Origin of the sequence: Runella sp. MFBS21 (genome assembly GCF_029433105.1) — a bacterium.
In the GTDB taxonomy this organism is placed as follows: Bacteria; Bacteroidota; Bacteroidia; order Cytophagales; family Spirosomataceae; genus Runella.
The window spans coordinates 24,247-50,927 of the sequence record NZ_JARNTW010000017.1 but is presented as its reverse complement, the minus strand read 5'-3'; the positions used below and the strand labels follow the sequence as shown (position 1 = coordinate 50,927).

At 42.5% G+C, this 26,681-nt stretch carries 21 protein-coding genes; 13 read left to right on the top strand and 8 right to left on the bottom strand.

The window, feature by feature from the left end:
- Positions 1-40 precede the first annotated feature (40 nt).
- Entirely contained in the window at positions 41-1,129 is a 1,089-nt protein-coding gene (gene moeB, locus P1X15_RS24365) for a molybdopterin-synthase adenylyltransferase MoeB (protein WP_277340743.1), read from the bottom strand.
- 142 nt (positions 1,130-1,271) lie between these two features.
- Between moeB and P1X15_RS24360 the strand changes: the two genes are divergently transcribed.
- Positions 1,272-2,771, top strand: coding sequence for a choice-of-anchor I family protein (locus tag P1X15_RS24360; RefSeq protein WP_277340742.1), 1,500 nt, complete (start codon positions 1,272-1,274; stop codon positions 2,769-2,771).
- A gap of 129 nt (positions 2,772-2,900) precedes the next feature.
- Here the strand turns inward: P1X15_RS24360 and cobA are convergent, their stop codons facing one another.
- The 7 genes from cobA to P1X15_RS24325 form a co-directional block, all read right to left on the bottom strand.
- Positions 2,901-3,647: a uroporphyrinogen-III C-methyltransferase gene (cobA, locus tag P1X15_RS24355; RefSeq protein ID WP_277340741.1), complete on the bottom strand. Its 747-nt coding sequence runs from the start codon at positions 3,645-3,647 to the stop codon at positions 2,901-2,903.
- Between the two features lie 4 nt (positions 3,648-3,651).
- Positions 3,652-5,826, bottom strand: coding sequence for a nitrite reductase (locus P1X15_RS24350; RefSeq protein ID WP_277340740.1), 2,175 nt, complete (start codon positions 5,824-5,826; stop codon positions 3,652-3,654).
- Positions 5,827-6,087: 261 nt separating this feature from the next.
- Positions 6,088-8,466, bottom strand: a complete 2,379-nt coding sequence (locus P1X15_RS24345) for a M43 family zinc metalloprotease (protein ID WP_277340739.1) — start codon at positions 8,464-8,466, stop codon at positions 6,088-6,090.
- A 1-nt stretch (position 8,467) separates the two neighbouring features.
- Positions 8,468-8,956, bottom strand: coding sequence for a lipocalin family protein (locus P1X15_RS24340; RefSeq protein ID WP_277340738.1), 489 nt, complete (start codon positions 8,954-8,956; stop codon positions 8,468-8,470).
- A 52-nt stretch (positions 8,957-9,008) separates the two neighbouring features.
- Complete coding sequence (locus P1X15_RS24335) at positions 9,009-9,893, bottom strand: hypothetical protein (RefSeq protein WP_277340737.1); 885 nt, start codon at positions 9,891-9,893, stop codon at positions 9,009-9,011.
- 47 nt (positions 9,894-9,940) lie between these two features.
- Positions 9,941-11,338: a RagB/SusD family nutrient uptake outer membrane protein gene (locus tag P1X15_RS24330; protein ID WP_277340736.1), complete on the bottom strand. Its 1,398-nt coding sequence runs from the start codon at positions 11,336-11,338 to the stop codon at positions 9,941-9,943.
- 49 nt (positions 11,339-11,387) lie between these two features.
- Positions 11,388-14,438 (bottom strand): TonB-dependent receptor, encoded by a 3,051-nt coding sequence (locus tag P1X15_RS24325; protein ID WP_277340735.1) that lies wholly within the window; start codon positions 14,436-14,438, stop codon positions 11,388-11,390.
- Positions 14,439-14,635: 197 nt separating this feature from the next.
- Here P1X15_RS24325 and P1X15_RS24320 point away from each other — a divergent pair, with 197 nt between their 5' ends.
- The 12 genes from P1X15_RS24320 (at position 14,636) to trpB (ending at position 26,681) form a co-directional block, all read left to right on the top strand.
- Complete coding sequence (locus P1X15_RS24320) at positions 14,636-15,157, top strand: redoxin family protein (RefSeq protein ID WP_277340734.1); 522 nt, start codon at positions 14,636-14,638, stop codon at positions 15,155-15,157.
- A 72-nt stretch (positions 15,158-15,229) separates the two neighbouring features.
- Positions 15,230-16,378 (top strand): hypothetical protein, encoded by a 1,149-nt coding sequence (locus tag P1X15_RS24315; RefSeq protein ID WP_277340733.1) that lies wholly within the window; start codon positions 15,230-15,232, stop codon positions 16,376-16,378.
- A 648-nt stretch (positions 16,379-17,026) separates the two neighbouring features.
- Complete coding sequence (gene nadE / locus P1X15_RS24310; RefSeq protein WP_277340732.1) at positions 17,027-19,051, top strand: NAD(+) synthase; 2,025 nt, start codon at positions 17,027-17,029, stop codon at positions 19,049-19,051.
- Between the two features lie 48 nt (positions 19,052-19,099).
- Positions 19,100-19,549 (top strand): methylglyoxal synthase, encoded by a 450-nt coding sequence (locus P1X15_RS24305; protein ID WP_277340731.1) that lies wholly within the window; start codon positions 19,100-19,102, stop codon positions 19,547-19,549.
- Positions 19,550-19,633: 84 nt separating this feature from the next.
- Positions 19,634-20,200 carry an aminodeoxychorismate/anthranilate synthase component II gene (locus tag P1X15_RS24300; RefSeq protein ID WP_028663875.1) on the top strand — a complete coding sequence of 189 codons (567 nt, stop codon included), beginning with the start codon at positions 19,634-19,636 and terminating at the stop codon, positions 20,198-20,200.
- A gap of 197 nt (positions 20,201-20,397) precedes the next feature.
- Complete coding sequence (locus P1X15_RS24295; RefSeq protein WP_277340730.1) at positions 20,398-21,378, top strand: bifunctional heptose 7-phosphate kinase/heptose 1-phosphate adenyltransferase; 981 nt, start codon at positions 20,398-20,400, stop codon at positions 21,376-21,378.
- 25 nt (positions 21,379-21,403) lie between these two features.
- Entirely contained in the window at positions 21,404-22,330 is a 927-nt protein-coding gene (gene hemC, locus P1X15_RS24290; protein ID WP_277340729.1) for a hydroxymethylbilane synthase, read from the top strand.
- A 21-nt stretch (positions 22,331-22,351) separates the two neighbouring features.
- Entirely contained in the window at positions 22,352-23,341 is a 990-nt protein-coding gene (trpD, locus tag P1X15_RS24285) for an anthranilate phosphoribosyltransferase (protein ID WP_277340728.1), read from the top strand.
- Between the two features lies 1 nt (position 23,342).
- Complete coding sequence (locus tag P1X15_RS24280) at positions 23,343-23,939, top strand: Uma2 family endonuclease (protein WP_277340727.1); 597 nt, start codon at positions 23,343-23,345, stop codon at positions 23,937-23,939.
- The gene (gene trpC / locus P1X15_RS24275) at positions 23,939-24,739 is read left to right on the top strand and encodes an indole-3-glycerol phosphate synthase TrpC (protein ID WP_277340726.1); all 801 of its coding nucleotides are present in this window, start codon (positions 23,939-23,941) and stop codon (positions 24,737-24,739) included. The genes P1X15_RS24280 and trpC overlap by 1 nt, the downstream gene beginning before the upstream one ends.
- A 25-nt stretch (positions 24,740-24,764) precedes the next feature.
- On the top strand, positions 24,765-25,406 hold the full coding sequence (locus tag P1X15_RS24270) for a phosphoribosylanthranilate isomerase (RefSeq protein WP_277340808.1): 642 nt from the start codon (positions 24,765-24,767) through the stop codon (positions 25,404-25,406).
- An 81-nt stretch (positions 25,407-25,487) separates the two neighbouring features.
- Positions 25,488-26,681, top strand: a complete 1,194-nt coding sequence (gene trpB, locus P1X15_RS24265; RefSeq protein ID WP_277340725.1) for a tryptophan synthase subunit beta — start codon at positions 25,488-25,490, stop codon at positions 26,679-26,681.

The following is a 26,681-nucleotide window of genomic DNA, read 5'->3' as shown; positions in this document are numbered from 1 at the left end:
AGTATTTATAGCAAAATGCTGCTAGATTTAGTGCCCAAAATTATCCTAGTTTTCGATAAGCGACGATTCCTCCTTCCAAATTTTTCAGGTTTGTAAAACCATATTTTTCCCGCAAGAGTTGAATAGCTTTTTGGCTTCTCATACCGCTTTGACAATGAATAATTACCCTTTTTTCTTGCTCAATTTGGGGTACCCATTGCTCCAATTGAGACAAGGGCATGAGGATAGCTCCTAAATTATCAATAGCGTATTCGTGAGGCTCTCTGACATCGATAAGCTGAAAATCTGCCTTTTCTTCAAACAACAGTTTTAGCTTGTTAGGACTTATATTTTCATCGTCAGGTATTTCTTTTTTGACGCCACAAAATTCGTCGTAATCGATAAGTTTATCAATCACGGGGCGTTCGGGCAAACGAGGAATTTTGATAGTACGAGACAGAAGCGTAAGCGCATCCATCACGTAGAGCTTTCCCGTGAGAGGTTCTCCGATACCAGCCAAGAGTTTAATGGTTTCGTTGGCTTGCAAGCATCCTATGATTCCAGGCAAAATCCCCAACACTCCCGCTTCGGCGCAGTTAGGAGCAAGCTCTGGAGGAGGTGGAGCAGGAAATAAGTCGCGATAATTGGGTCCATTTTGGTAATTAAAAATGGCGACTTGTCCTTCAAATCGATAGATAGCACCATATATCAGTGGTTTGTTGAGTAGTACACAAGCGTCATTGACCAAATATCGCGTTGGAAAATTATCAGAGCCATCTACCACTACATCATAAGGTTCTAATATCTCAAGAGCGTTTTGAGAAGTTAGTTGTTCAAAATAAGGCTCTATCTTTATCGAAGGATTTAGGGATTGTAAACGGCGGGCTGTTTCTTCTACTTTAGGTTTCCCGACCGACTCAATGCCGTACAATATTTGTCGTTGAAGATTGCTCTCATCTACCCTATCACCATCAATAATTCCTAAAGTACCTACTCCTGCCGCGGCCAAATACAATAAAATAGGGCTACCTAGCCCGCCGCACCCCACCACAAGTACTTTGGCAGCCTTGAGGCGCTGCTGCCCTTCTATCCCGAATTCGGGAATCAGCAAATGGCGACTATAGCGGCGGAGTTCTTCAGTGGATAGCATTTGTAAACCCAATTTAGGATTAAAATAATATAAAAATGTGGACTATCTAAAAGTTCCAAAAATACACAACATTTAACTTCTGTTTAACTTTTGGGTCATATCTGCATCATACACCATGCCTATTTTTGTTTAAAAAAACTTCATGAAAAAATTACTACCTATTGTATTCATTACCTTATTTTTTGGCTGTGCTGACCACAACCTTGACTTTGTCAATGAAGACGCTTCGGCATTCAGCGAAATAGGCATGATTGATATAGGCGACGTAGGTGCTGCCGAAATCACCGCCTATGACCCTATCACAAAAAGGCTCTTTGTAGTAAACAATGGTACAGTAAATAAAATTGACGTAGTGGATTTTAGCAATCCTTCGGCGATGAAGGTCATCGGGAGTATCAGTATGGCGCCTTACGGAGGAGCAGTTAATAGCCTCAGTACTTTTAATGGTCATTTGGCCGCCGCTATTGAATCTCTTAATAAACAAGAGTCTGGAAAAGTAGTGGTGTTTAATACGACTACCTATGCCGAAATCAAAGTGGTAGAAGTGGGTGCTTTGCCCGATATGGTTACTTATTCAAAAGACGGTAACTTTATCCTTACAGCCAACGAAGGCGAGCCCAACGATGCCTATTCAGTAGACCCTGTAGGGAGTGTGTCTATTATTTCTGTCAAGGATAATTATACCGTAGTCAACTTAGATTTTAGTCCATTTGCCAGCCAACAAGCCGCATTGATGGCAAAAGGTTTGAGAATTTTTGGCCCTAATGCTAGCTTTGCTCAAGACATCGAGCCCGAATACATCACGGTGTCTGAAGACTCAAAAACAGCATGGGTGACACTCCAAGAAAACAATGCTATTGCCAAAATTGACCTTGTTAGCAAAACCATTACGGGGATTTTTCCGTTGGGCTTCAAAAGTTATAATACATCACCTACGGGGATAGACCCTAGCGACCGCGACAACGCAATTTCACTGAATGCATGGCCTGTATATGGTATGTATCAGCCTGATGCAATCGCCACCTATACGCACAATGGCGTTCCTTACCTATTTACGGCCAACGAAGGTGATGTACGTGAATATACTGGTTTTGCCGAAAATCGCCGTATCGGAGCTAATGCTGTTGCGCTAGATCCTACTATTTTTCCCAATGCCAGTACACTCAAACAGGAGGCACAACTAGGCCGTCTTAATATCACCACTACCCTCGGCGACACTGATGGCGATAAAGATTATGACGCCCTGTACTCTTTTGGCGCTCGTTCTTTCAGTGTATGGAATGGTAATACTGGTGCTTTGGTATTCGACAGCCAAAATGATCTTGAAGCCCGTAACATCACCGCCGGATTGTATGATGATGGGCGTAGTGACGACAAAGGTGTAGAACCAGAAGGTATAGCAATTGGGCAAGTAGGTGCTAAAAAAGTAATCTTTGTGGGCCTCGAACGCTCAGATGCCGTCGCTATTTATGATGTCACCAACCCACAAGCTCCCGTATTTTTACAACTTCTTAAATCTGGTGATGCCCCAGAAGGAGTGCTGTTTATTTCAGCCACTTATAGTCCTACGAAGCAAAGTTTATTAGTAGTAAGTAGTGAAAACGACGGTGTTATTAAAGTTTTTCAAGCCAAGCCTCTTTAAATTCTCCTTTGAAGCAAAAGTCATCTCGAAATTCGAGATGACTTTTGCTTTTTTAATAAAAACGAAAAGAGGCTTTTGAGGGTTACTCAAAAAGCCTCTACGACAACGGAAACCGAATTAAAGGGTGGGTTAATTAATCGCAAATTGAGAAATCTGGTGAACTTTATCGGCGAGTTGTGCCACATTTCCCAACACAATGATAGCTGGTGAACTAAGTCCTGCGGCTTGGGCTAATTGTAATATATTTCCTACTTTACCCGTGACAATCTTCTCGTCGGCTCGTGTTCCATTTTGGATAATGGCAGCCGGTAAGTCAATTTTTCCGAGCTGGGCGTATATTTCTACAATCTCGCCCAGTTTGTGCATTCCCATTAGAACTACAACCGTAGCGGTAGATTGAGCAGCAAGTTGTAAATCTGCCGAAAGTTTATGGTCTTTGGTAGTCCCCGTAATAACCCAAAAGCTTTCACTCATACCGCGATTAGTAAGCGGAATCCCTGCCAAAGCAGGCACAGCATAACTACTCGAAATACCCGGTACTATCTCTACTTCTATTCCGTGACGCTGTACAAACTCTAACTCCTCATAGCCCCGACCAAAAATAAAGGGATCGCCACCTTTTAGTCGTACTACGTGGCCGTATTGCTGGGCATACTCCACAATGAGATGATTAATCACATCTTGATTGCAGCTATGCTGGGCAAAACGCTTGCCTACATTGACAATCACACAAGATGGCTTACAATGTGCCAACAGCTCAGTACTTGCCAAGGCATCATGCAATACCACATCGGCCGTTTGTAAAGCTTTTAGCCCTTTGAGCGTAATGAGGTCAGGATCGCCGGGGCCTGCCCCGATAAGTGTCACTTTCGTCATAGGATTAACTATCTTTTCCAAATTCTACCAAAGACAGTTCAGGCTCGTCGTCTTCGGCCAATTGGGCTTTCCGAATTTCGTTAACTTTTTTCAAAAACCCAGCAGCTTTAGTCACAAAATCTTGGGCGAAAGCTTCAGTTGGCTCATTTTTATTGATACTAAACACCAACTCTTTAAAAGATTCGCCTTCACTGAAGTCAGTTCCAAAATTTTCTTCAAAATCTTTGATAATACCATATTGAGTATTTGTAGATACTCCTTTGCTTACCAAGAGCGCTTTGGCACCCGTCACAAACACATTGTAAGCATGATAGATAGCATCGGCCCAAACTCCTTTGGTGAGGGTTTCGGAAGCCCAAGTTAATTTTTCTTGTGCTTCGATGATAGTTGTGGCCACTAAATCAATCAACACACTTGCACACTCTCCTACCCCTACTTCGGTCTGATATGGCTCATCATGATCCCAATCCACATAATCGCTACTTACAAGAGAAGTCAAATCGGCCAAAGGCTTGAGCAAAGCATAAAAGTACTTATTTCCTTGACGCACGAAATAATCGTTGTAATACTCACCTTCGTAAGCATTGTTTTCATAGTCATTCAACAACACGCGCAATGCCTGAGGACCACGTTTGGCAGGAAGCTTGATTACTTTATCCCCAATCATCCCTTCGCCTGCACCATTGAATCCCCCACCCAACAATACCTGAATAGCTGGTAAAACCAGTTTACCGTTTTTGAGAGAGCTACCATGAAAACCAATATTAGCGGCGCTATGCTGCCCACAGCCATTCATACACCCACTGATTTTGATTTTGATGTCATTGTTGTAAATGAGGTCTGGAAATTCTTCTTTCATCATGCTTTCCAAGACCCGCGTGATTCCGTAGCTACTCGAAATTGCCAAGTTACAAGTATCTGTTCCGGGGCAAGTAGTGATATCAGCAGTAGTATCAAAACCTGGTTCGGCCAAGCCCAATTCATTCAATTTTTGGTAAACTGCCGCCAAGTCTTCGGCTTTTACAAAACGCAATAAATAGCCTTGGTTGACCGTAACGCGAATATCATCTGCTGCGTACTGACGTACAACATCAGCTAATTGGCGGGCAATCGAAGAATGAAAATCGCCTAATAATACACGAAGCTGTACGGCATACCATCCTTTTTGTTTTTGTTCAAACACGTTGGTTTTCAACCAATGTGTATATTGGCTATCTCCCTGAGTCAAGGATTGAGCTATCAATTCTTCTTTTGTGATTGTATCGATTCTTTCACTTTGATAGAGGGTATTATCGACCAAAAAAGCAGGCGTAGGAATACTGTACTGCTTATTTTTAACGGCGATTCTTTCCTCTTCAACTCTTCTTAAAAACTCTTCTAAACCAATATCTGCCAACAAGAATTTCATCCGTGCTTTGTGACGACGAACGCGCTCACCATAGCGGTCAAATACTCTGATAACGGCTTCAATAAAAGGAATCACGGCTTCTTCTTCCAAAAATTCGTAGGCTTGCTTGGCCAATAAAGGCTGCGCGCCCAATCCCCCTCCAATCAATACTTTGAAGCCATTGATAGACTCACCCTTTTCATTGATACGAGTCTGAGGAATCAATCCCACATCATGCATAAAAGCATAAGCAGAATCTTTTTCTGAAGAAGAAACAGCTATTTTGAATTTCCGCCCCATATCCTGACAAATGGGGTTGCGAAGGAAATATTCAAAAATAGCATGAGTAATAGGGGTTACGTCAAATGGTTCATCAGGATCAATACCTGCTTTAGCAGAAGCAGTTACGTTTCTAACGGTATTGCCGCAAGCTTCGCGCAAGGTAATACGAGCATCTTCCAACTCTGCCCACAGCGCTGGCGAATCGGCCAATTTCACAAAGTGAAGCTGGATATCCTGTCGAGTAGTAGCATGGAGATTTCCAGTAGCATATTTGTCTGAGCAATCAGCAATTCTTACCAATTGATCGGCGGTTACTCGTCCATAAGGCAATTTAATCCGAATCATTTGCACGCCAGGTTGGCGTTGCCCATATACTCCACGGGCCAAACGAAACTTACGAAAAGCCTCTTCGGGTACATCACCGCTGCGAAATACACTGATTTTACTTTCTAACTCAAGTATATCTCGGCGTGCGGCTTCACTAACATTAGGTGAGAATGGAATTGACATATCCTTATATTCTATCGATTTTATATTTTTTAATTCAAATGTAAGAAGGCTTTTGAGGCCTTGGGGGGATTACCAATACAATCCTATTTATCTTCTATGCAAATAGATTATAGATAAATATATTCTATTGAATTAGTATTGTTATGCAAATTTGGGTGATTATGAGCGAAAATCCTAATTGGTAATAATAAAAAAGAATAATGCCTCATAAAGAAAAGTTATCGCTTTTCTTTATGAGGCATTATCTGACCTCTCTCCGTATTAGTACTTAACCAAACGCCTTCGGTCGGCAAATTCACCTAATTGAATATCGATAAAATAAGAGCCAGCCGGATAGCCTTGCATATTGAGAGTATGCTTGAATATATCGCTTTCTTTTTCAAAGTCTCCTTTCCAAATTTCAGCACCTGTTATGCTACGCAATCGTACATTTACTTTTCCTCTTAAGGCATTTGTAAAACTTACTTCTACCAATCCATTGGTCGGATTTGGGGTAAGAGTAAAGTCTTTTTCGGACAGCTTTTCATTGGATAGCACCTGCGCATTTCTGACATATAAAGTTACACTTGCCGAATCTACACATACATCAGAACCTGTTCCTTTAAGAGAATAAGTAATAGTTCGGGTAGGACGAGCTACTACTTGAGGACCAAGCGTAGAACTTAGTCCTTCAGGTGGCGACCAGTTGATAATTCCCGCACCCCGACCTTGAAGTGTCACCGCTTGTCCAGGGTCTATAAATTGGGCAGAGGTTTGTATTTGTACGGATGGCTTCATCCCTACTTGGGCCGTGATAGCGTGAGCCACATTGAGACCTGTTCGTACAATATAACGATCCCAACTCCCATTCACATCCTGCTCCCAAGAAGTTGCATTGAGCGACTCACCATCTTTGGTAGTGACTAAAGCTACCGTATCCCCTGCCACATAGTCAAACTCTACTCCTATCAAAAACGCAAGGTTGTTTTGTCGAGATAGGTCAATATTTTGATCGAAAATCACATTTGTAGGACGGTTGTTGGTAACATCTTCTAGGATACGCCTAAGCGGGATTTCTTTGACCGTCAACTCCGAACCGGGCCCTCCTTGAAAGCCCCGAGCATTCCATACTTTTACCCTAACCACTGATTCGGTAGCACTACCACGGGCGGCTTTTGCCACTCCAAATTTCAAAGAAGCACCTCGAAGATTAGTATACCCCAACACATTTTCAAACAATTCGGCTACTGCCTTTGTACGTCGGCTATTCTGCCCTGCGACATAGCCTGTACCAGGAGTTTGCTTTATCACCGTACCAGTTCCTACAAAATTGGTTATGGTAGTACAAAGCCCTGCATTGATCACCTCAATATATTCTGTTTTGACGAGTGGCGCAGAAGCTCCCACTGAGTTAGATACAATCAGCGATACCTTGAATTTACCAGGGGATTTGTAAGTGACTGTCGGATTTTGAAGAGTAGAAGTAGCGGGGTCACCTCCTTCAAACTCCCATTGCCACGCAGTAGGAAAACTAGAAGAGAGATCCGTAAATTTCACTTGACCACCAAGCAATACAACCCGATTTTCGGCCTGAAACTCAGGAACAGGACGCGATACGACCAATTGACCACACACATTGGATGTGAGTAAAATAGCACGACGTGGACTTATTTCCATGACAGCTCGCATCCTTGTTTTTTGGTCGCGTGTAAAAATATTAAAACAGCCATCATCGGAATAATCCATGTAATTTTCGACCATATTGGTAGAGCCACAACTTACCCTTCCTTTCTGACAACCACGGCTTTCGGAAGCTTGTGGAGGAGTATCATCACAAAAATCATCTCCACAAGAAGCATCTCCCCAAATATGACGTAAGCCTAACCAGTGGCCAGTTTCATGAGTAAGCGTCCGACCTAGATTGTTGGGCGCGGCCAAAATAGGAAAACTACCTTTTTGAGCATTTCCAAAATTAGCGTAATTAATCACTACTCCATCCGTACTAGCAGCTCCTCCTCCTGATGGAATCCCTGCTAAATTGGAATTGCTAGGAAATTGGGCATATCCTAAAAGATTTCCATCTTGGCCACCAAAATCAAGTACCCACACATTATAGTACTTGTTGGGGTCCCAAGAAGTAGTAGGTTTAAGAGTTCCTTCAATATCATTACGCGCCCAATCGGCCCGATTGCCATTGATACGCTCAATGCCTGGCTCTGCCATCCGTTGACCTTGTGGATTTAGCTGCGCCAAACAAAACTCTATTTCGATATCTGCCCCACGAGGATCATTATTGAAGCCATTGGTGTTAGCCTTTCTTCTGAAATCCTCATTGAGGGTTTCGATTTGAGATTGCACCTGCGCTTGACTAATGTTACGCCCCGTGCCTATTGCTTCACCGTTGTGTACAATATGAACTATAATTGGAATCGTAATCACCTCGGCAGTACCTCTATTTGCGGCCATTTTAGCTTTGATTTGCACCATTTTTCGCTGCAAATCTCGCTCAAACTCGCTGAGTGAACCTTCTTCAGGATGCCGTAATCGTAACAAGCTATCCATCTCCATAGTGGCACATTGCTCTGGACGACGCTGCGCCTGAACCCAGCCCACTACCAGCATAAACGAAGCTAACAGGATACGCGTAAATACTCTTGACATGCTATTTGCTGCTTGAATTAAAAGTAAAACGATAACTGGCATCTATATCATCAAAAAATATCTCCAGTACCATTGTATTTTCAGTTAGGGTTTTGATTATAAATGGCAACTTAACGCCCCCAAAAATACGTGGAATACCAATTTCGAGGGTAGCATTAGCATTGGTCAGTTGCCAAGTATCAGTAATGAGAACAGCAGGCTCGCTTGCACTACATTTTAGCGTTCCGTTTGTATACTCCATTTTTTTCTCTTCATCGGCATAAAACACAAATTGGTCATCCAATGCACAAGGGTTAAGAACCTGATTACCTGGAAGATCAAAGGGATCTTTTTGATCCACAATAGTAACAGATGTAAGCCCCCACGACTTTTTTTCGGTACCTGTCAAGAGTTGAGAATAGGTAATGGGCTTCGGCTCCAGTTTCTCCGAACAGCTACTTGCGATAGCTATCATCAAGCCAAAAACGACAATATTTAAAATTGATTTCATATGACTCTTTTTAAAAGTTTTTTTACAGCCAGACTGTTTATAGCAACTAACCTCACTGAGGGATATAAGTCAGCGGAATAGTAACAACACTATCTTTACCATCAGCCAAGCGATAAATTTTCCACCTGATATTGAGGGTAATACGCTTATTGAGTGGATTCCATACCCCTGTTCCCGAGAGAGTGTCGTAGCCAGAAGCTAGTCCCGAAACTGCTTGAGGAGGAATCGTCAGGGTATTGTTGCCATTATCTATAAAATCAAGCTTCGGGCGCTCAGCTTCAAATCCTACAGGAGCATCCCAATTAAAAAACTGGGGAAACCCTAGCAAACCAATATTGATATTTGACACTGTATATCGCTTACAATCTGAGCTAGCAATATCGATATCGGTTACTTGATACACCCGATTGCCACCTACTGGGAGCTGCCCCGTAAATAATCCTTCCATAATGCAAGCATCGTGTATGGTAAAGGTCATTTTTGTGCCTAATCCTCCTTCGCCAAAACCCACTTTTATCTTATCGCTAGGAGATACGGAGGTAAGGGTAAACTCAATAGAACTTGATTCTAAAATGTTATTGGAATTATTGAGAAGATACAATGTAATCTCCCCAAAGCTTTGCCCTAGCGGAATAATAACCGTCCCTTTATTGCCTTCGATACGGTAATCACGGCCTTCGCGAGCTGTTCCGCCTACGGTATAAGATACATTGATAGATTCGTTCAAAATGGGTCCTCCGTTGTGGACTTTTATCTTAATCGCTTTGGGATAACTCTCCTTATAGCTCAAGGTAGTATCCGAAAATCTCACGAAGTTAGGCCCGTCATATACAATTACCTGCTCTTCACAACCTGCTAATCCAAGACCTGCCGCTACCATAAAAAGCAAGAAAAATACCGCTACGGTCCCGTTAAACAAATATTTTTTATTTCTCATAAGGAATGTATTTTGCTAAATACTAATTCGTTTCAATATTTTTAAATCTAATACCCTGGGTTTTGCTGACCTACCAGCGACGGATTGCGTTGTATTTCGGTCTGAGGAATTGGCCAAAGTTCATATTTCTGAGTCCAATTAGGAGAAAAAGCAGACATAACTACCTGTGCTCTCCCTGTGCGTACTAAATCATACCAACGGTGTCCTTCAAAAGACAATTCATACAATCGTTCTCTTTCAATAATCAAGAGTGCTTCTGATTGCGAGGCCGCTGTCATCAAGAGGGGTTTTTGATCGGTAGCTAAATTTTTGCCAGCCCGAGTGCGAAGCACATTAATGTCACTCAACGCCCCATTGGCACCTGTTACTCGTCCTTGTTGAGCCCGAGCCTCCGCCCGAATAAGGTACATCTCACCTAATCTGAAAATAACGATATTGTTGTTGTCTTCATCGGGTGTGCCATACTTATCTACTCTCCAGCCATTGTCCCCACCACCTTGTTCATTGAAATCAAACGAGATAGTTTGCTGCCTTTCGCCAGCATCACGGGTGATAAGCTGAGAAATATACTGATTTGAAGGAATCACCTCTCTACGACCCACGAGCAAGTTGTTCAAGCCAAAAGCACTTGTTCCAGGGTCATCTGATGCTGTATAACCTACTTCAAATATGGATTCGTTATTAAAATCTTTAGCCACTACATCAATGTAATTTACCAGCTCATAGTTTGCAGAATTAATAACCAAAGTAGCGTAGTTTTCGGCCTCTGCCCACTGTTTTTGGTATAGATAATACCGTGCCAGTGCTGCTCTCGCAGCTCCTTTAGTAGCATAACCCGCAAATACCGAACGTCCCTGCGTAGGGCTACCCTCGGGCAAGTCTGTCAAAGCAGCTTGAAAATCGGCAAGCGCACTCGCCAAAATCTCTTCTTTAGAAGATTTGGCAATTACTTTATTGGCATCTATATCAGTAGTGGTTACTTTGGGAATTCCACCAAAAGTAGTTGCCCCGATGAAATTGGCCATTCCGCGCAAGTAACGAGCCTCAGCAGTTACTGATTTTCTATCAGCTTCCCGAACGCCCGGTACCGTAGGGAGCTTCTCTATCAAAAAATTACATACATAAATTGTATTGAAAATAGCTCCCCATAAAGCTCCAGCTACACCATTGGCCGAAGTGATTTGTTTGTTTCCAAGTTCTTGATAATCCGTAAAAGTACCATTGTGCTGTATATAATCGGCCGTAAAATCTCCTACAATCACCTTAGGAGCAGCAGTGCTACGGAAAGCAGCATAAGCCCCTAAGCGCACTGTTGTTACATCTTTTGCTTCATTGAGTACAAACTGATCGGCCAAAATATCAATAGGCTTAGGTTCTAATATCTCTCGGCAACTACTTAGCCACAAGGCCATTACTAATGTAAATGAAATATGGTATCTGTTCATGTGTAATTTCAGTTGAAACATTTAAAAAATTCCCACGAGCCTTCTTCTATCAAAATCCGACAGTTAATCCTACAGTAATATTCCGAGTTTGGGGCAATGTAAAGAAGTCTATCCCTTGAGCAGAGGTAGAACCGTCCAAAGTACTTACTTCGGGGTCTGCCCCAGAGTAGGAGGTCAAAGTCCAAAGGTTAATGCCCGTGGCATACAAGCGTGCAGTTCTGACCTTTACTTTACTCAACCACTGCTGCGGTAAGTTATAGCCCAATGCGACGTTTTTTAGGCGAAGGTAAGAGCCATCTTCTAAGAAGCGACTGCTATGGTAATTATTATAAGTATTCCCCAACTCATAGCGAGGTACATCAGTAATATCGCCAGGTTTTTGCCAACGTCTCAAAGCAGCCCTCACCTGATTATTTTCTAGGTTTGCACCATTATCTAGCAAAGTAGTATTAGAGAAATTAAGAATTTTATTACCGTATGTAAATTGAAAAAATACGCTCAAATCAAAATTTCGCCAAGAAATACGATTGGTAAAACCACCAATGACCTTAGGCTGTGCTGTGCCGATTACTTGCGCATCATCAGGACTAATTCTGCCGTCTTTGTTGTAATCTTCATAAAGTGCATCGCCCGTGGCTACATCCACTCCCAAAAACTTCAATCCCCAAAATGTACCCAAAGGCTGACCAGGTAAAATGACGTTGGTAGCACTTACACCATTGGCAGTATAACCACGAAAAAGGGGTTGATCATTTACGAGTTGAACTACTTTGTTTTGATTGTGCGAGAGATTCAAATCAGTATTCCAACGAACCCCTCCATCTCCACTTCTATCGATGTTAACAGTAGAAAGGGTAAATTCTAAGCCGCGATTGGAGATAGACCCGATATTACCCTGAAAACCCCCAAACCCAGTAGTAAGCGGGAGAGGTTGGTTAAAGAGTAAATTATCGGTGAGGTTGTCATAAGCCTCTATAATAACACTCAAACGTCCACTCCAAAAAGAAGCATCTATTCCAACGTTTGCTTCACGGGTACGCTCCCATTGGAGCAATGGATTATTGAGATTGTTAGGGCTTACTCCCGTGGCACCACTATAGGTTGAGGCCGCCCATGTACCTAAATAGGTAAAGTTTCCGATGCGCTCATTTCCTGTATATCCAAAACTACCCCTTACTTTCAAATCTTGGAGAAAGTCCCAAGATTTGAGCCACTCTTCCTCAGACAGGCGCCACCCTAACGATAGGGAGGGGAAAAAGCCAAAGCGGCGATTCGGCCCAAAGCGTGATGAACCATCATAACGCGCCGTAAAGGTGGCCAAGTATTTTTCTTCAAAATCGTACCTAACTTCCCCAAAACCTGACATTAGGCCATTTTGGGCAAATCCAGAACCGGCGGCATCCTGTACGCCCGACGAGTTGATATAAGTAAAATCATCGCTTGGAAAAATTCTTCCTGACGCAAAAGAGCTACGATTTTTGGTTTGTAAAATTTCAGCCCCCAAAAGTGTATTGAAATGATGTTTTTCACCTATATTAAACAAATAAGTAAGGGTATTTGAATTGAGCAGTGTATAAAGTGTATTGGTACTATATACCCCATACCCTTGCCCACCTACTGCGGGCAAAAAGCCACCAATTGCCGTAGCCGAAGACTCATATTGATCTTCTTCAGAGTTGTTATAATCCAAACTAACTTTACTAGTGAGCTTTAAATTTTTAATGATTTCGTATTGGCCACTTACTCCCGCTAAAATTTTGGTTCCGTAGGTTTTGAAACGGGGCAAAACAGCTTGTGCGACGGGATTGAAATTGGGAAAACCTGGATAATTGGCATCACCCGGTGCGTAAAGTCGCCCTTGCTCATTGTAGGGAGAGTAATAAGGGAGACTCTTTATAGCTCCCGAGTACACCCCATCCAAGAAGTTGTCTCCTTTGACCCGGTCATTGGTTGTAAAGGTCAAAGCCAAATTTGAACTAATGGTAAACTTATTACTAGCTTTATGGTCTAAATTCAACGCCCCAGAATAACGCGTAAAACGGTTGTTGAGCTGCACGCCTTCTTCATCCCTAAACCCTCCACTTAAATAAAACCGCGTTTTATCGTTACCTCCATTTGCCGAAACTTGATATTGTTGATAAATACCTCGCCTCAAAATCGCATCCAACCAATCGGTATTGATTCCGTCTGTTACACCCGCTATGAGCCCTCTGCGGTCGGGGTCTTGCCCTGCATTGATGACCGCCTCTCTTTGTAAAGCGAGTAGTTCGCTGGAATTCAACAAATCAACCTTTTTGATGATATCTACGATACCTCGTTGTGCATCAAGCGTTACCGTAGTACGAGAGTTGGCTTTTCCTCTTTTTGTTGTAATAAGAACTACCCCATTGGCAGCTCTTGATCCATAAATCGCCTTGGCCGATGCATCTTTCAGGACTTGCATCGACTCTATATCATTGGGGTTAATAAATGATAGTGTATTGTCGTTTTGCCCCCCAAAACTACGCCCTGATACGGCATCATCCATTACAGGAATACCGTCAACTACAAAAAGTGGGCGATTGGAAGCAGAGATAGAGGTATTTCCTCGAATCCTCACTGCAACTCCTCCACCCGGCGTACCCGAAGACTGTGTCACTTGTACGCCAGCAGCTTGACCTTGCAGTGCTTGGTCAAAACCCGCTACCGGAATATCCTTAAATTTGGAGGTAGAAATAGAAGTAATTGACCCTAGTATATCTTTCTTTTGGGTGGAATTATAACCCGTGACCACCACTTCATTGAGTTGAGTAGGGCTTTCAACTAGTTCGACATTGATGGTAGTGCGGCTTGTAATATTGACTTCTTGGGTAAGCATCCCAATAAATGAAAAAACCAGCGTAGCTTTGCCACTTGGAATAGTAATACGATAGTTGCCCTCAATATCAGTGCTCGCCCCCGTGGTAGCTCCCTTGAGGGTCACGTTTACGCCTGGCATCGGTTCCCCACTATTGGCAGAGGTAACTTTTCCAGTCACCGTACGCGTTTGAGCTACAACTGCCACACTCAAAAGCATCGCACAAAAAACAGTAACACAATACTTAAGTAACGAATGATTCATGTATGAAAATTTTGAAAAATATAAGGAATTTCTAAAAGAGCTTTTGTAGGTGTGTGGTTCTAGGTCGAAAATTTAGAGAAAAAATTTGGCTCAAATGACACTCTACCAAATTATTTGCAAATTTAAAAACGAAACAGGAGGCTGATTGTTTTATAAAGACCTCTTTCTGATACCCAAATCTAAAAATATACAAAAAAATGACACTTCGTTCAACCCTTATTTTACTGCTTGGTATACTGGTCTTACCAGTCATAAGTAAAGCCCAAGGACAAGTATTCATCTTTTTTGATACGGAATGTCCTATCTGTCAAAAATCGTCTCAACGTTTACAAGAATTGTACGAGAAATATCACACAAATGTTGCGTTTAAGGTAGTTTTTTCGACCAAAACCCTTAAAAAATCTGCCGTAAAGCAATTCAACAAAGAGTATAACTTCTCCGTCCCTTATGTGATTGACAAAAAACATAAGCTCGTCGAACAGTATGACGCCAAAACTACCCCTGAAGTAGTATTGTTCAATGCACAAAATCAAGAAGTATACCGTGGTGCAATCGATAATCAGTTTTTTGGATTAGGAAAATATCGCCCAAAAACCACCGAATTTTATCTTAAAACTGCCTTAGAAGCACTTCTAAAGGGGGAAACTATTACGCCTAACAAAACAGAAACCGTAGGCTGTCTTATCAATCGAAAAAAAGCACCCGCAAAAATTTTGTGATTCTTAAAATGTGATAGATTCATTCAAAACATAAACCTTTGTAATTCCAGCTTATTTTACTGAGTTTGCGGAATGCCTAACAAATTTCTCACAATTGTCAATCGTCATTACCCTCCCAACCCTGGTATCACGGGAGAATCAGCCTGGGATTTGGCTCAATACTTAATCGAATATCATGGCTTTGAAGTCCGTATCGTCCATGTCAAAAGAAGTGATTTAGGGGGGGGGGCTGTACGAGTGCCTATTGGCCAAACATTCTCTATCCCAACCCTTTATAAAGGCAAAAAAGGGTTTTTAAAACTTGTCGCTGGTTTTTTTGACGGATTTTTTCTCATTATCAAAACCTTACAAGTTCGACGCGGCCCTGTTCTCTGCATGACAAGCCCTCCACTTCTACCTTTTTGGGCTTCTTGGCTTTTTCCATTGTTTGGAGTACGATGGGCCTTATGGTCGATGGATTTATTTCCCGAAGGTTTTGCAGCGGATGGTGTAATCAAAGCCTCAAATCCTATTTATCGGTTCGTACATTGGGTCACTTATCGTTTTGCCCCCTCTGCCCTGTTTGCCTTGGGTCCCAATCAAGCATTCTATGTCCAAAATAGCTATGGGAAGAAGATTGCTACTACTATTATACCATGTGGGGTGCTTCTCAATCAACCCCTTGACCCCCACCTCCCCTCATGGCGACTCAACGACGATAAAATTTACTTTGGCTATGCTGGGAATCTAGGAGATGCTCATTCTGATATTTTTCTTTTAGCACTTATAAAGCACCTCAATCCTCAAAAACATCATCTCATTTTGGCCCTATATGGTACCAAAGCCGATAAAGTACTCCAAATTGCCAGAGACCGTGCTGGTATTACGATTTTGGACAGTGTGCCTCGTAGTCAGCTACGCTATATTGATGTTCATCTAGTAAGTCTTCTCATTAAATGGACGCACATTGCGGTTCCTTCCAAAGCTATGAGTTCGATAGGGGCAGGAGGAAGTATACTGTTTTGTGGAAGCAAAGAAGCCGATACATGGGCATTACTCCAAAACGCAGGTTGGCACATTGACGAAAATGGAAGTATTGATAATCAGGTAGAACTGTATATGAAAAATATTACTCTTCAAGATGTAAAAAAACGCAAACAAGCCGCTGAACAAGTTTCGACCCAGCTCAAAGAGCTATTAATAAAAGGTTATGAAGAAATAGCCACTTTTACTCAAAAGTAGTTTTATCCAAAAAACTTACCCGCTTTTAGGCGTGACTTTTATTAATCTCTAGCGTCTAACCCAAAAAAATGACAGCTACATTTCACAACCCTTCACCTTATATCTCATTAACTATGAGATATTTACATTTTTTCACCTATCGCATTATAATTAAAAAATGCAAATTTCTTGTTTTGACGTATATACATAATTAAACACGAGATATAACTTAATTTTGTACTATTAACCTCAATTTCAAGTACGTCTTTAGGGAGTGATTTTGATGCAATTCATTGATATTGAGCAGATAACCGTAGTCATAGTCAGCGATCAAGAGTGAGTACATACTTTAAGATGTAATGATTGGTATCGTAAAAATTAAAAATAGCATAATTGTCCAGAAAAACTTTCAAAAAAATATCCTAAAACAACGTTACTTATATACCAATACAACGTCTAACGCGCGAAAAATGACAGACACACTCCTAAAATGGCGACTTTTTATAACAAATATTCACTAACATAACAGGTCAATAAAGACATTCTCCTTCTCTCAAATATATTTCTTAGCTACGTCCCGTTTTTATCTTCCTAAAAGGTTTCAAGCAGATAGATTGGCTTTCTCCGTCGGAAATCTCAATTTTGTACCAAATAAACTCCTATTCAAACATGCCACTCCTCAAAGTAGCCGCAGGAACTATCAATACAACGCCCCTGGCGTGGGAATCAAACAAAAAGATTATCATTGATGCCATAGAGGAAGCGCGTCAACAAAACATAAGCCTATTGTGCCTACCCGAATTGTGCATCACAGGCTATGGTTGCGACGATGCCTTTTATAGTCAAAACACCCTTAATCAAGCCCTTGAAAGCCTTCACGAAATAGTAAATCAGACGAGTGGAATAGTGGTCTCAGTAGGATTGCCTCTGCGTTTCAACAATAAAATTTATAACACGGCTTGTTTGATTGCCAACAAACGTATTCTAGGTTTCACGGCCAAACAGCATCTTCCCAACTATGGCTTGTTTTATGAAGATAGGTGGTTTCATCGCTGGCCAAGTGGAGCACGAGAAGAAATCAAGGTAGGCGATTTTAGCTATCCTATTGGCGATTTGGTTTTTGACCTCTCTGGCGTCAGAATTGCCTTTGAAATATGTGAAGATGCCTGGGTAGCATTGCGACCAGGACGCTCTCATTTTGAGCGAGGGGTGGATATTATGCTCAATCCAAGTGCAAGTCCTTTTGCCTTTCATAAATTCCTGACCCGCGAAAGATTCGTGATTGACGGTTCTCGTTCTTTTTCATGCAGTTACGTCTATACCAATTTGCTTGGCAACGAATCGGGCCGCCTTATTTTTGACGGAGATGCAATGATTGCATCTGATGGCACCTTACTAGCGTCAAGTCCGCGATTTGGGTATGCGGATTATCATCTTACTGCGGCTGTTATTGATACTGACCTCACACGTCTTTCTCACTCCCAAATTAAATCTTCTCTTCCAACGGGCAATTGGAAAGTCACCGATACTTTTGCATGGCCAGAAACTAGCCCTGCTTACCAAGTAGCAGAGTTAGAGCCTTTTGAAAGAGGTGGTTTCCTGAAAGAAGAAGAATTTGCGCGCGCGGTATGTTTGGCTTTGTTTGATTACTTGCGCAAATCTCGTTCGCAAGGTTTTACGATTTCGCTTTCAGGGGGAGCCGATTCCTGCGCTTGCGTGGCTCTGTGTGGTTTGATGATTCGGCTAGCCGACGAAAGCATAGGTCTGGAGGCTTTCAAACAAAAGCTAAGTTATATCAAAAAAATTCAGGCTGAAACCACGATTGAAGGCATTGCCAAACAATTGATTCACAGCATCTACCAAGGTACCGAAAATAGCTCAAAAGATACTTACGAATCAGCCGAAAGCTTGGCTGATTCGATTGGTGCTACCTTTTATAATGTCAACATCAATGGGCTCGTCGAAACTTATAAAGGACTTATTGAGCAGCAGATTGGACGAGACTTGACTTGGGAGCAAGATGATATTTCACTTCAAAATATCCAAGCAAGGGTACGTGCCCCAAGTGTATGGTTGTTGACTAACCTTTATGGGCATTTGCTCTTGGCGACTTCTAATCGCTCCGAAGTAGCGGTGGGCTATTGTACAATGGACGGCGACACGGCGGGGAGTATTAGTCCCATTGCGGGCATTGACAAGCATTGGCTACGTGAGTGGCTAGTGTGGCTCGAAACTATCGGCTGCCATGTCAAAGGGTATCATATCAAAATAGAAGGTTTGAAAAAAGTAAACAGCCTTCAGCCAACGGCCGAACTACGCCCTAAAGACAAAATGCAAACCGACGAAAAAGATTTGATGCCTTATGAAGTATTGGATGCTATCGAAGAGGTCGCCATCCGCGATAAAAAATCGCCTATTGATTGTTTAAAATTCATGGAGGTACGTTTTGAAGGAAAATACTCCCGTGAGATGTTGTTTACTTCGGTAGATAGATTTTTTAAATTGTGGAGTCGCAATCAATGGAAACGAGAACGCTATGCACCGAGCTTTCATCTCGATGACCTCAATCTCGATCCACGCTCTTGGTGCCGTTTTCCGATTTTGTCAGGAGGTTTTGAAAAAGAATTGGAAGAGCTAAAAGCTTATTATGAAGGTAAATCCAACACAGGTCGCAAAGGCAAAATTGGGTTTTAAAATTGTAGCCTAAAGACATCAAAAAGTTTTTCTAAAACTATTAACAAAATGCATATTCGTCAACTTGCCGCTCGAAAACGTATCGCATTGGTAGCCCATGACCACAAAAAAGTAGATCTTATTCAATGGGCTTCGCACAATAAAGACCTACTAATCCCTCATGAATTGTATGCGACAGGCACCACCGGCAAACTACTCGAAGTGGCTTTAGATACTCCCGTAACGCGGCTTTTGAGTGGCCCTCTCGGCGGAGATCAACAAATAGGCGCTATGATTGCCGAAGGTCGGATTGATGTATTGATTTTCTTTTGGGATCCTATGTCGGCACAGCCTCACGACCCCGATATCAAAGCCCTTCTTCGCCTTGTAGTAGTCTGGAATATACCGATTGCCTGCGACCGCGCCTCCGCCGATTTCCTGATGACCTCTCCTCTCATGAGTCAGCCTTACGAGAGCATTTTGCCTGATTATGATGCTTATCTCCAACGGAAGGTTTGAGGTAAGATAGGAAATGGTATTTTTGTGTTTTCAATTGAAAATAAACATATTTGGTTACCTACTCACTTTTTCATTAATCCACCAATGCGTATCTTAGTCCTTGACAATTACGACTCTTTTACTTATAATTTAGTCTATATTTTACGAGAGCTGCATGACGATGTAGAAGTCCATCGCAACGATAAAATATCTCTTGATGAGGTAGCTCAGTATGATAAAATTCTTCTATCTCCTGGCCCTGGCATTCCTTCCGAAGCAGGTATCATGCAGGATTTGATTCGAACATACGCTCCCACTAAGAGCATCATGGGAGTATGTTTAGGGCATCAAGGTATTGGAGAAGTTTTTGGCGCTACCCTCAACAATATGTCGGACGTATTGCATGGAATTAGCGATAAAGCAATCGTCACAGACCCTTCTGAGCCTCTTTTTCAGGGGCTTCCTTCCTCTTTTCAAGTAGGTCGATACCACTCATGGACGGTGGTAGGTGCGACCGTCCCTGATACCATGACTATCACCGCCGTCGACGAAAACGGGGAAGTAATGGCCCTTCATCACAATACTTATGATGTAAGAGGGGTGCAGTTTCACCCCGAATCGGTATTGACTGAGCATGGCAAACAAATGTTGCAAAATTGGCTCGCTATTTAAAAATACATTTCTACCATAAAAGTTGGAAGTAAGTAGCGACCCAAATACTTACTTTCACCTCGTATTTTTGATTGATAGGCAGCAATCGCCTTTTGCAGATTCTTCTGCCTTATTTGAAGTAGGGTGTTTTAGAAGATTATTCCAAATACACAAACCTCTTCATTAATCATTCATTTATCAAATTTGATTTTTATAAAATGACAGTTGATCAAATATTTGACTCTTTCCCCAACCTAAGAGTACTGATTGTAGGAGATGTGATGTTGGATGCGTATGTATGGGGAAAAGTAGAACGAATTTCGCCCGAAGCTCCTGTGCCTGTGGTAGTAGCACATCACCGCGAATACCGTTTGGGCGGCGCTGGCAATGTCATTCTGAATGTGCATGCGCTAGGGGCTGAGCCTATCATTTGTTCGGTGATTGGTACCGATACCCAAGGTCAAAATTTGTTGGAAGAACTAACTAAAAGAGGCTTGCGAACCGACGGCATCCTCCAAAGTCCCGACCGTATCACTACTATCAAAGAACGCATCATTGCGGGTTCACAGCAAGTCGTCAGAGTAGATACCGAAACTGATAAAGTCATCACTTTAGAAGAGCAAGCACAGCTCATCGACAAAGCGAAGGAGTTGATGAAAAACTGTGATGTAGTTCTGTTTCAGGATTATGACAAAGGCGTGTTGTGTCCCAATGTCATCAAAGAAATTACGGATTATGCCAATCTTCACGATATTCCGACGGTAGTAGACCCTAAAAAGCGGAATTTCTTGGCTTATCAAAATGTAACCCTTTTTAAACCTAATCTTAAAGAACTTAAAGAGGGCTTGAAAGTAGATTTTGATGTAAGAAAAGAAGAGGAACTCAAAGCGGTTGTCAAAAAATTACGCCACGAACTAAATGCCAAAGGCGCTTTTGTAACCCTTTCCGAAAGAGGGGTTTATATCGATTTCTCTGACCAACAACACCGTATTGCCGCTCACGAGCGCGAAATTGCAGATGTGTCGGGTGCGGGTGACACAGTCATCAGCATTGCCGCGTGTGCCCTTGCGCTCAAGCTCCCACCCAATATCGTTGCCGAACTTTCAAACCTCGGCGGGGGGCTTGTATGCGAGCACGTAGGCGTAGTGCCCATCAACAAAGAAACTCTAAAATCAGAAGCAAAAAAAAGCTTGGAATAATCAAGCAGCTATACCCATTTTTTCCATGACTCCTATCAAAATCGGAACACGCGGCAGCCGTTTGGCACTTTGGCAAGCTTATTATGTCGAAAATTTATTGCAAAAAGGAGGACTTCCGACCGAAATCGTACTCATCGAGACAAAAGGTGATCAAATCCTTGACCGTTCTTTGTCCAAAATCGGTAGTAAAGGCGTCTTTACGCAAGAGCTTGAAGACCAGCTCCGCGATGGCCGTATCGATATCGCAGTTCATAGTGCCAAAGATTTACAATCAGAGCTTGATGAGGACCTCAATCTAATCGCCTTTACTGAGCGCGAACAAGTCAATGATGTATTGGTGAGCCGTAATACTTCACTTTCTCTCAAAGGGGGCGATAGCTTTACGGTAGGAACTTCTTCTACGAGACGAGTAGCTTTGCTCAAACATTTTTATCCCCATATCCGCACAGTCGATATGCGCGGCAATCTGCAAACCCGACTTCGTAAATTAGACGAAGGCCAATGCGATGCCATTTTGTTGGCATTTGCAGGCGTTCATCGCATGGAATACGACGAATTGATTGCTGAGCACCTCTCTTTAGACGAATTTACACCTGCGGTAGGTCAAGGAAGCGTGGCTATTGAATGTAGCCAAACCCTCGACCCTACCAAACGTGATAAAATAAGGTCATTGCTCAATCATGCAGATACCGAAACCTGTCTTTTGGCCGAGAGGGCTTTTCTGCGACGGTTACAGGGAGGATGTAGTGTACCCGTTTTTGGGTTAGCTACTTTACAAGCCGACTCCTTAGTGATGACAGGAGGAGTGGTAAGTTTAGACGGAAACACCCTTCTCAAACAGACCCTCAATGGTTCACGCTCTAAACGCGAATCCGTAGGAACTCAACTAGCCGAAGCGCTTTTGGCCCAAGGCGCGGCTGATATTTTAGCCCAAATCAAACAAAACCAGTAATATTTGACCTTTACCCCACCAATGAAGGCTACGCTCAATCATCTCCTCAATTACCAAACCATCGACCACCAAACGGCCTATCAAACCTTGCTCGGCATAGGAAGAGGCGAATTTAACCCGTCTCAAACAGCGAGCTTTCTTACCATTTTTGCCATTAGAGGAATTACCGTAGAAGAACTAAGAGGATTTCGGGATGCGATGTTGGAGTTGTGCCTTCCCCTTGATTTTTCGGCTTTTGACCCCATGGACGTATGCGGCACGGGCGGTGACGGCAAAGACACTTTCAATATTTCCACGCTTTCGGCTTTTGTGGTAGCCGGCACGGGCCAGCGTATTGCCAAACACGGCAATCACGGCGTATCGAGTTTGGTAGGCTCTTCTACTGTTCTTGAGTATTTGGGGATTAAGTTTTCAAACGATGTAGATTATCTCACTCGAAAAATCGAAACTGCAAATATCTGCTATCTACACGCGCCACTTTTTCATCCTGCGATGAAATACGTAGCACCTATTCGGAAAGAATTAGGCATCAAAACATTTTTCAATATGTTAGGCCCTATTACCAATCCTTGTTTTCCCAAAAAACAGTTGGTCGGAGTATTTAGCCTTGAATTAGCCAGACTTTATGCCTATCTTTACCAGCAATCCAAGCATTATTATGTGATTGTTCACGCTTTAGACGGTTATGATGAAGTGTCTTTGACGGGTGATTTTAAAATAACTACAGCTCAAAGCGAGCAAATTCTTTCGCCGCTTCATCTCGGCTTAGACATTCTTGCGCCTAGCGAATTATCGGGAGGGAGTAGCCTCAAAGAATCAGCTGATATTTTCTTAAATGTACTTCAAGACGAAGCCACTCCTGCCCAAAAACAGGCAGTATTGGCCAATGCTGGTTTAGCTATTTATGCTGCTAACCCCTCTCTGTCGTTGTCGGATGCCATTGCCACTGCCCGCGAATCATTAGAAAGCAAAAAAGCACTGGCTTGTTTCAAAAAACTAATTGAAGATTGATATGGGAGTACTAAGTATAAAAGATTTAAATCCAAGCGGTATCTATACTTATGCCGACTATTTGAAATGGACCTTCGATGAGCGCATTGAACTCATCAAGGGGAAAATTTTCAATATGTCGCCTGCTCCTGCCCGACGGCACCAAAAGATTTCAGGAAGAATATTTACCCCTATCAGCCTCTTACTGGATGGACAGCTATGTGAAGTATATGCTGCTCCTTTTGATGTCAGACTTACCCCGCGACAAAGCAAGCACACAGACAATCAGATTTATACAGTAGTACAACCTGATATTTGTGTGATTTGCGATCCCACAAAACTCGATGAGCGCGGATGCTTAGGTGCCCCTGATATGATTGTTGAGATTTTATCGCCAGGCAATACAAAAAAAGAAATGAGCGACAAATTTCAAGTGTATGAAGAAAATGGGGTAAAAGAATATTGGTTAGTCGAACCTAACGACAATGTCATCATTGTATATGTTCTTAATGATGAAGGGAAATATATAGGTTTACGTCCTTATACAGAAAACGACATTATCAGATCCAGTGTGATTCCAAACCTTGAAATATCTGTCAGTAAAATTTTTGAACCTTAATGAATATTTTAGATAAAATAATAGCCCATAAGCGCACAGAAGTAGAAGCGGCCAAAGCTAAAGTAAGCCTCGAACAACTCGAACAAGCTCCTCTTTTCACGCGTCAGACCATCTCACTTAAAAATGCCCTTAAAGCGGAAGGCGCATCAGGTATTATCTCTGAGTTTAAGCGCAAATCACCTTCCAAAGGCATTATCAATGACCGTCTTTTGCCCGAAATCGTCACCAAAGGATACGTAGAAGCAGGGGCTAATGGCTTGTCGGTCTTGACAGATACAGCGTTTTTTGGAGGCACTTTCGACGACTTTGCCAAAGCGCGCGCGGCCAATCCTTACACTCCTATGCTTCGCAAGGATTTTATGATTGACGAATACCAGCTATGGGAAGCTAAGGCGATAGGGGCCGATGTGATTTTGCTCATTGCCGCCAATCTTACTCCTGCCGAAGTTCGGCATTTGGGTCAAAAAGCCCAAAGCCTAGGATTAGAGGTTTTGCTAGAAGTCCACAACCAAGAAGAATTGGAACAAAGTATATGTGAATTTGTGGATATGGTAGGAGTCAACAATCGAAATCTTAAAACTTTTGTAACCTCTATCGAAACTTCTTTGGAATTAGCGCAACTTATTCCAAATGATTTCGTCAAAATATCAGAAAGTGGTCTCAAAAATGCCGAAACTATTCAAAAACTCAGAGCTGCTGGCTACCAAGGGTTTTTGATTGGAGAATCGTTTATGACTACTGACGACCCTGGACTTGCGCTCAAAAACCTCATCGATGAGTTTCAAATGAGCATCAACTAACAACCATAAAGTACCTACTACTATGATGAAGATTAAAGTTTGTGGAATGCGCGACACAGCTAATTTAGCTGAACTACTTGAGTTGAAACCTGATTTTATAGGTTTTATTTTTTATGACAAATCTCCTCGTTTTGTGGGAGAAGCCCTTGATGAAGAGTTTGTAAAAAATATACCAAAACCTATCAAAAAAGTAGGTGTTTTTGTCAATGCCAATCCCGACTTTATTCTCAGAAATGTCAAGAAATACGATTTACAGTTTGTACAACTGCATGGTCATGAAACACCTGACTTTTGTCGAACCCTCAAAATGCGTGGTGCTAATATCATAAAAGCGTTTTCGGTAGATGAAAACTTCAACTTCGCAACCCTCAACAATTACAAACCTCATTGCGACTTTTTTCTCTTCGACGCCAAAGGCACTCAGCCAGGCGGGAATGGCATTACGTTTAACTGGGACGTTCTTAAGCGCTACGACAACGACAAACCTTTCTTTTTAAGTGGTGGGCTATCGCTCGAAAATATTGAAGATGTTTCTAAACTCGAAAACGCCATTTTTGGTTTAGACGTAAACAGCAAGTTTGAGACAGAACCAGCCATCAAAGACATTGAGAAACTAAAACAACTTATGGAAATGGTTAGACCTGCCGCCGAAGAAGTAGAAGCCTAAATCGCTCTTTATGTTACACCAGCCCACAAAATCGACCTTTGTTTTATCACTTTTTCAGAATCTAATTTAATAGAGCATCCCATGACAACGTTAGTAAACTCCCCTTTCCAAGTGGATACCCGTGGCTACTACGGGCAGTTTGGAGGGGCATATATTCCCGAAATGCTATATCCTAACGTGGAAGAGCTTCGAGAAAACTACCTCCAAATCATCGCACAGCCTGATTTTCAGGAAGAATTTCACGGATTGTTGCGCGATTATGTAGGCCGCCCTACGCCGCTATATTTTGCGAAACGACTTTCTGAGAAATACAATACCAACGTCTACCTTAAGCGTGAGGACCTTTGCCACACGGGTGCTCACAAAGTAAATAACACAATCGGTCAGATATTGCTTGCCAAACGCCTCGGTAAAAACAAAATCGTGGCCGAAACGGGAGCCGGTCAACATGGCGTGGCAACAGCCACTGTATGTGCGTTGATGGGCATGGAATGTATCGTATATATGGGTGCGATTGACATCGAACGTCAAGCGCCTAATGTGGCTCGTATGCGCATGCTCGGAGCAGAAGTACGCCCCGCTACGAGTGGCTCACAAACCCTCAAAGACGCTACCAACGAAGCCATGCGACATTGGATCAACAATCCTACCGACACGCACTATATCATTGGGTCGGTAGTAGGGCCACATCCTTATCCCGATATGGTGGCGCGTTTTCAATCGGTCATTTCGGAAGAAATCAAAAAGCAATTACTAGAAAAAACAGGCTCCGAACTTCCTAACTATGTCATTGCGTGTGTAGGGGGAGGTTCCAATGCCGCTGGTGCTTTTTTTCATTTTTTAGATGATACTTCCGTCAAACTCATTGCTGCCGAAGCAGGCGGACATGGAATTAGTTCGGGGATGTCAGCAGCCACCACATTTCTTGGAAAAATGGGAGTTTTGCACGGTAGCAAAAGTATTTTGATGCAAACCGAAGACGGGCAAGTAGTCGAGCCACACTCTATTTCTGCGGGTTTGGACTATCCAGGTATCGGGCCACTTCACGCACATTTGCATGATACGCATCGGGCGCAGTTTTATGCCATTACGGATGATGAATCAGTAAAAGCAGCGATGGAGCTTTCCAAATTAGAAGGAATCATTCCAGCCTTAGAAAGCGCTCATGCCTTGGCGGTTTTGTCGTATTTGAAAGCTACTTCCGACGAAACAGTCGTCATCAATCTCTCTGGACGCGGCGACAAGGACTTGTCAACTTATATGAAGTATTTGTAA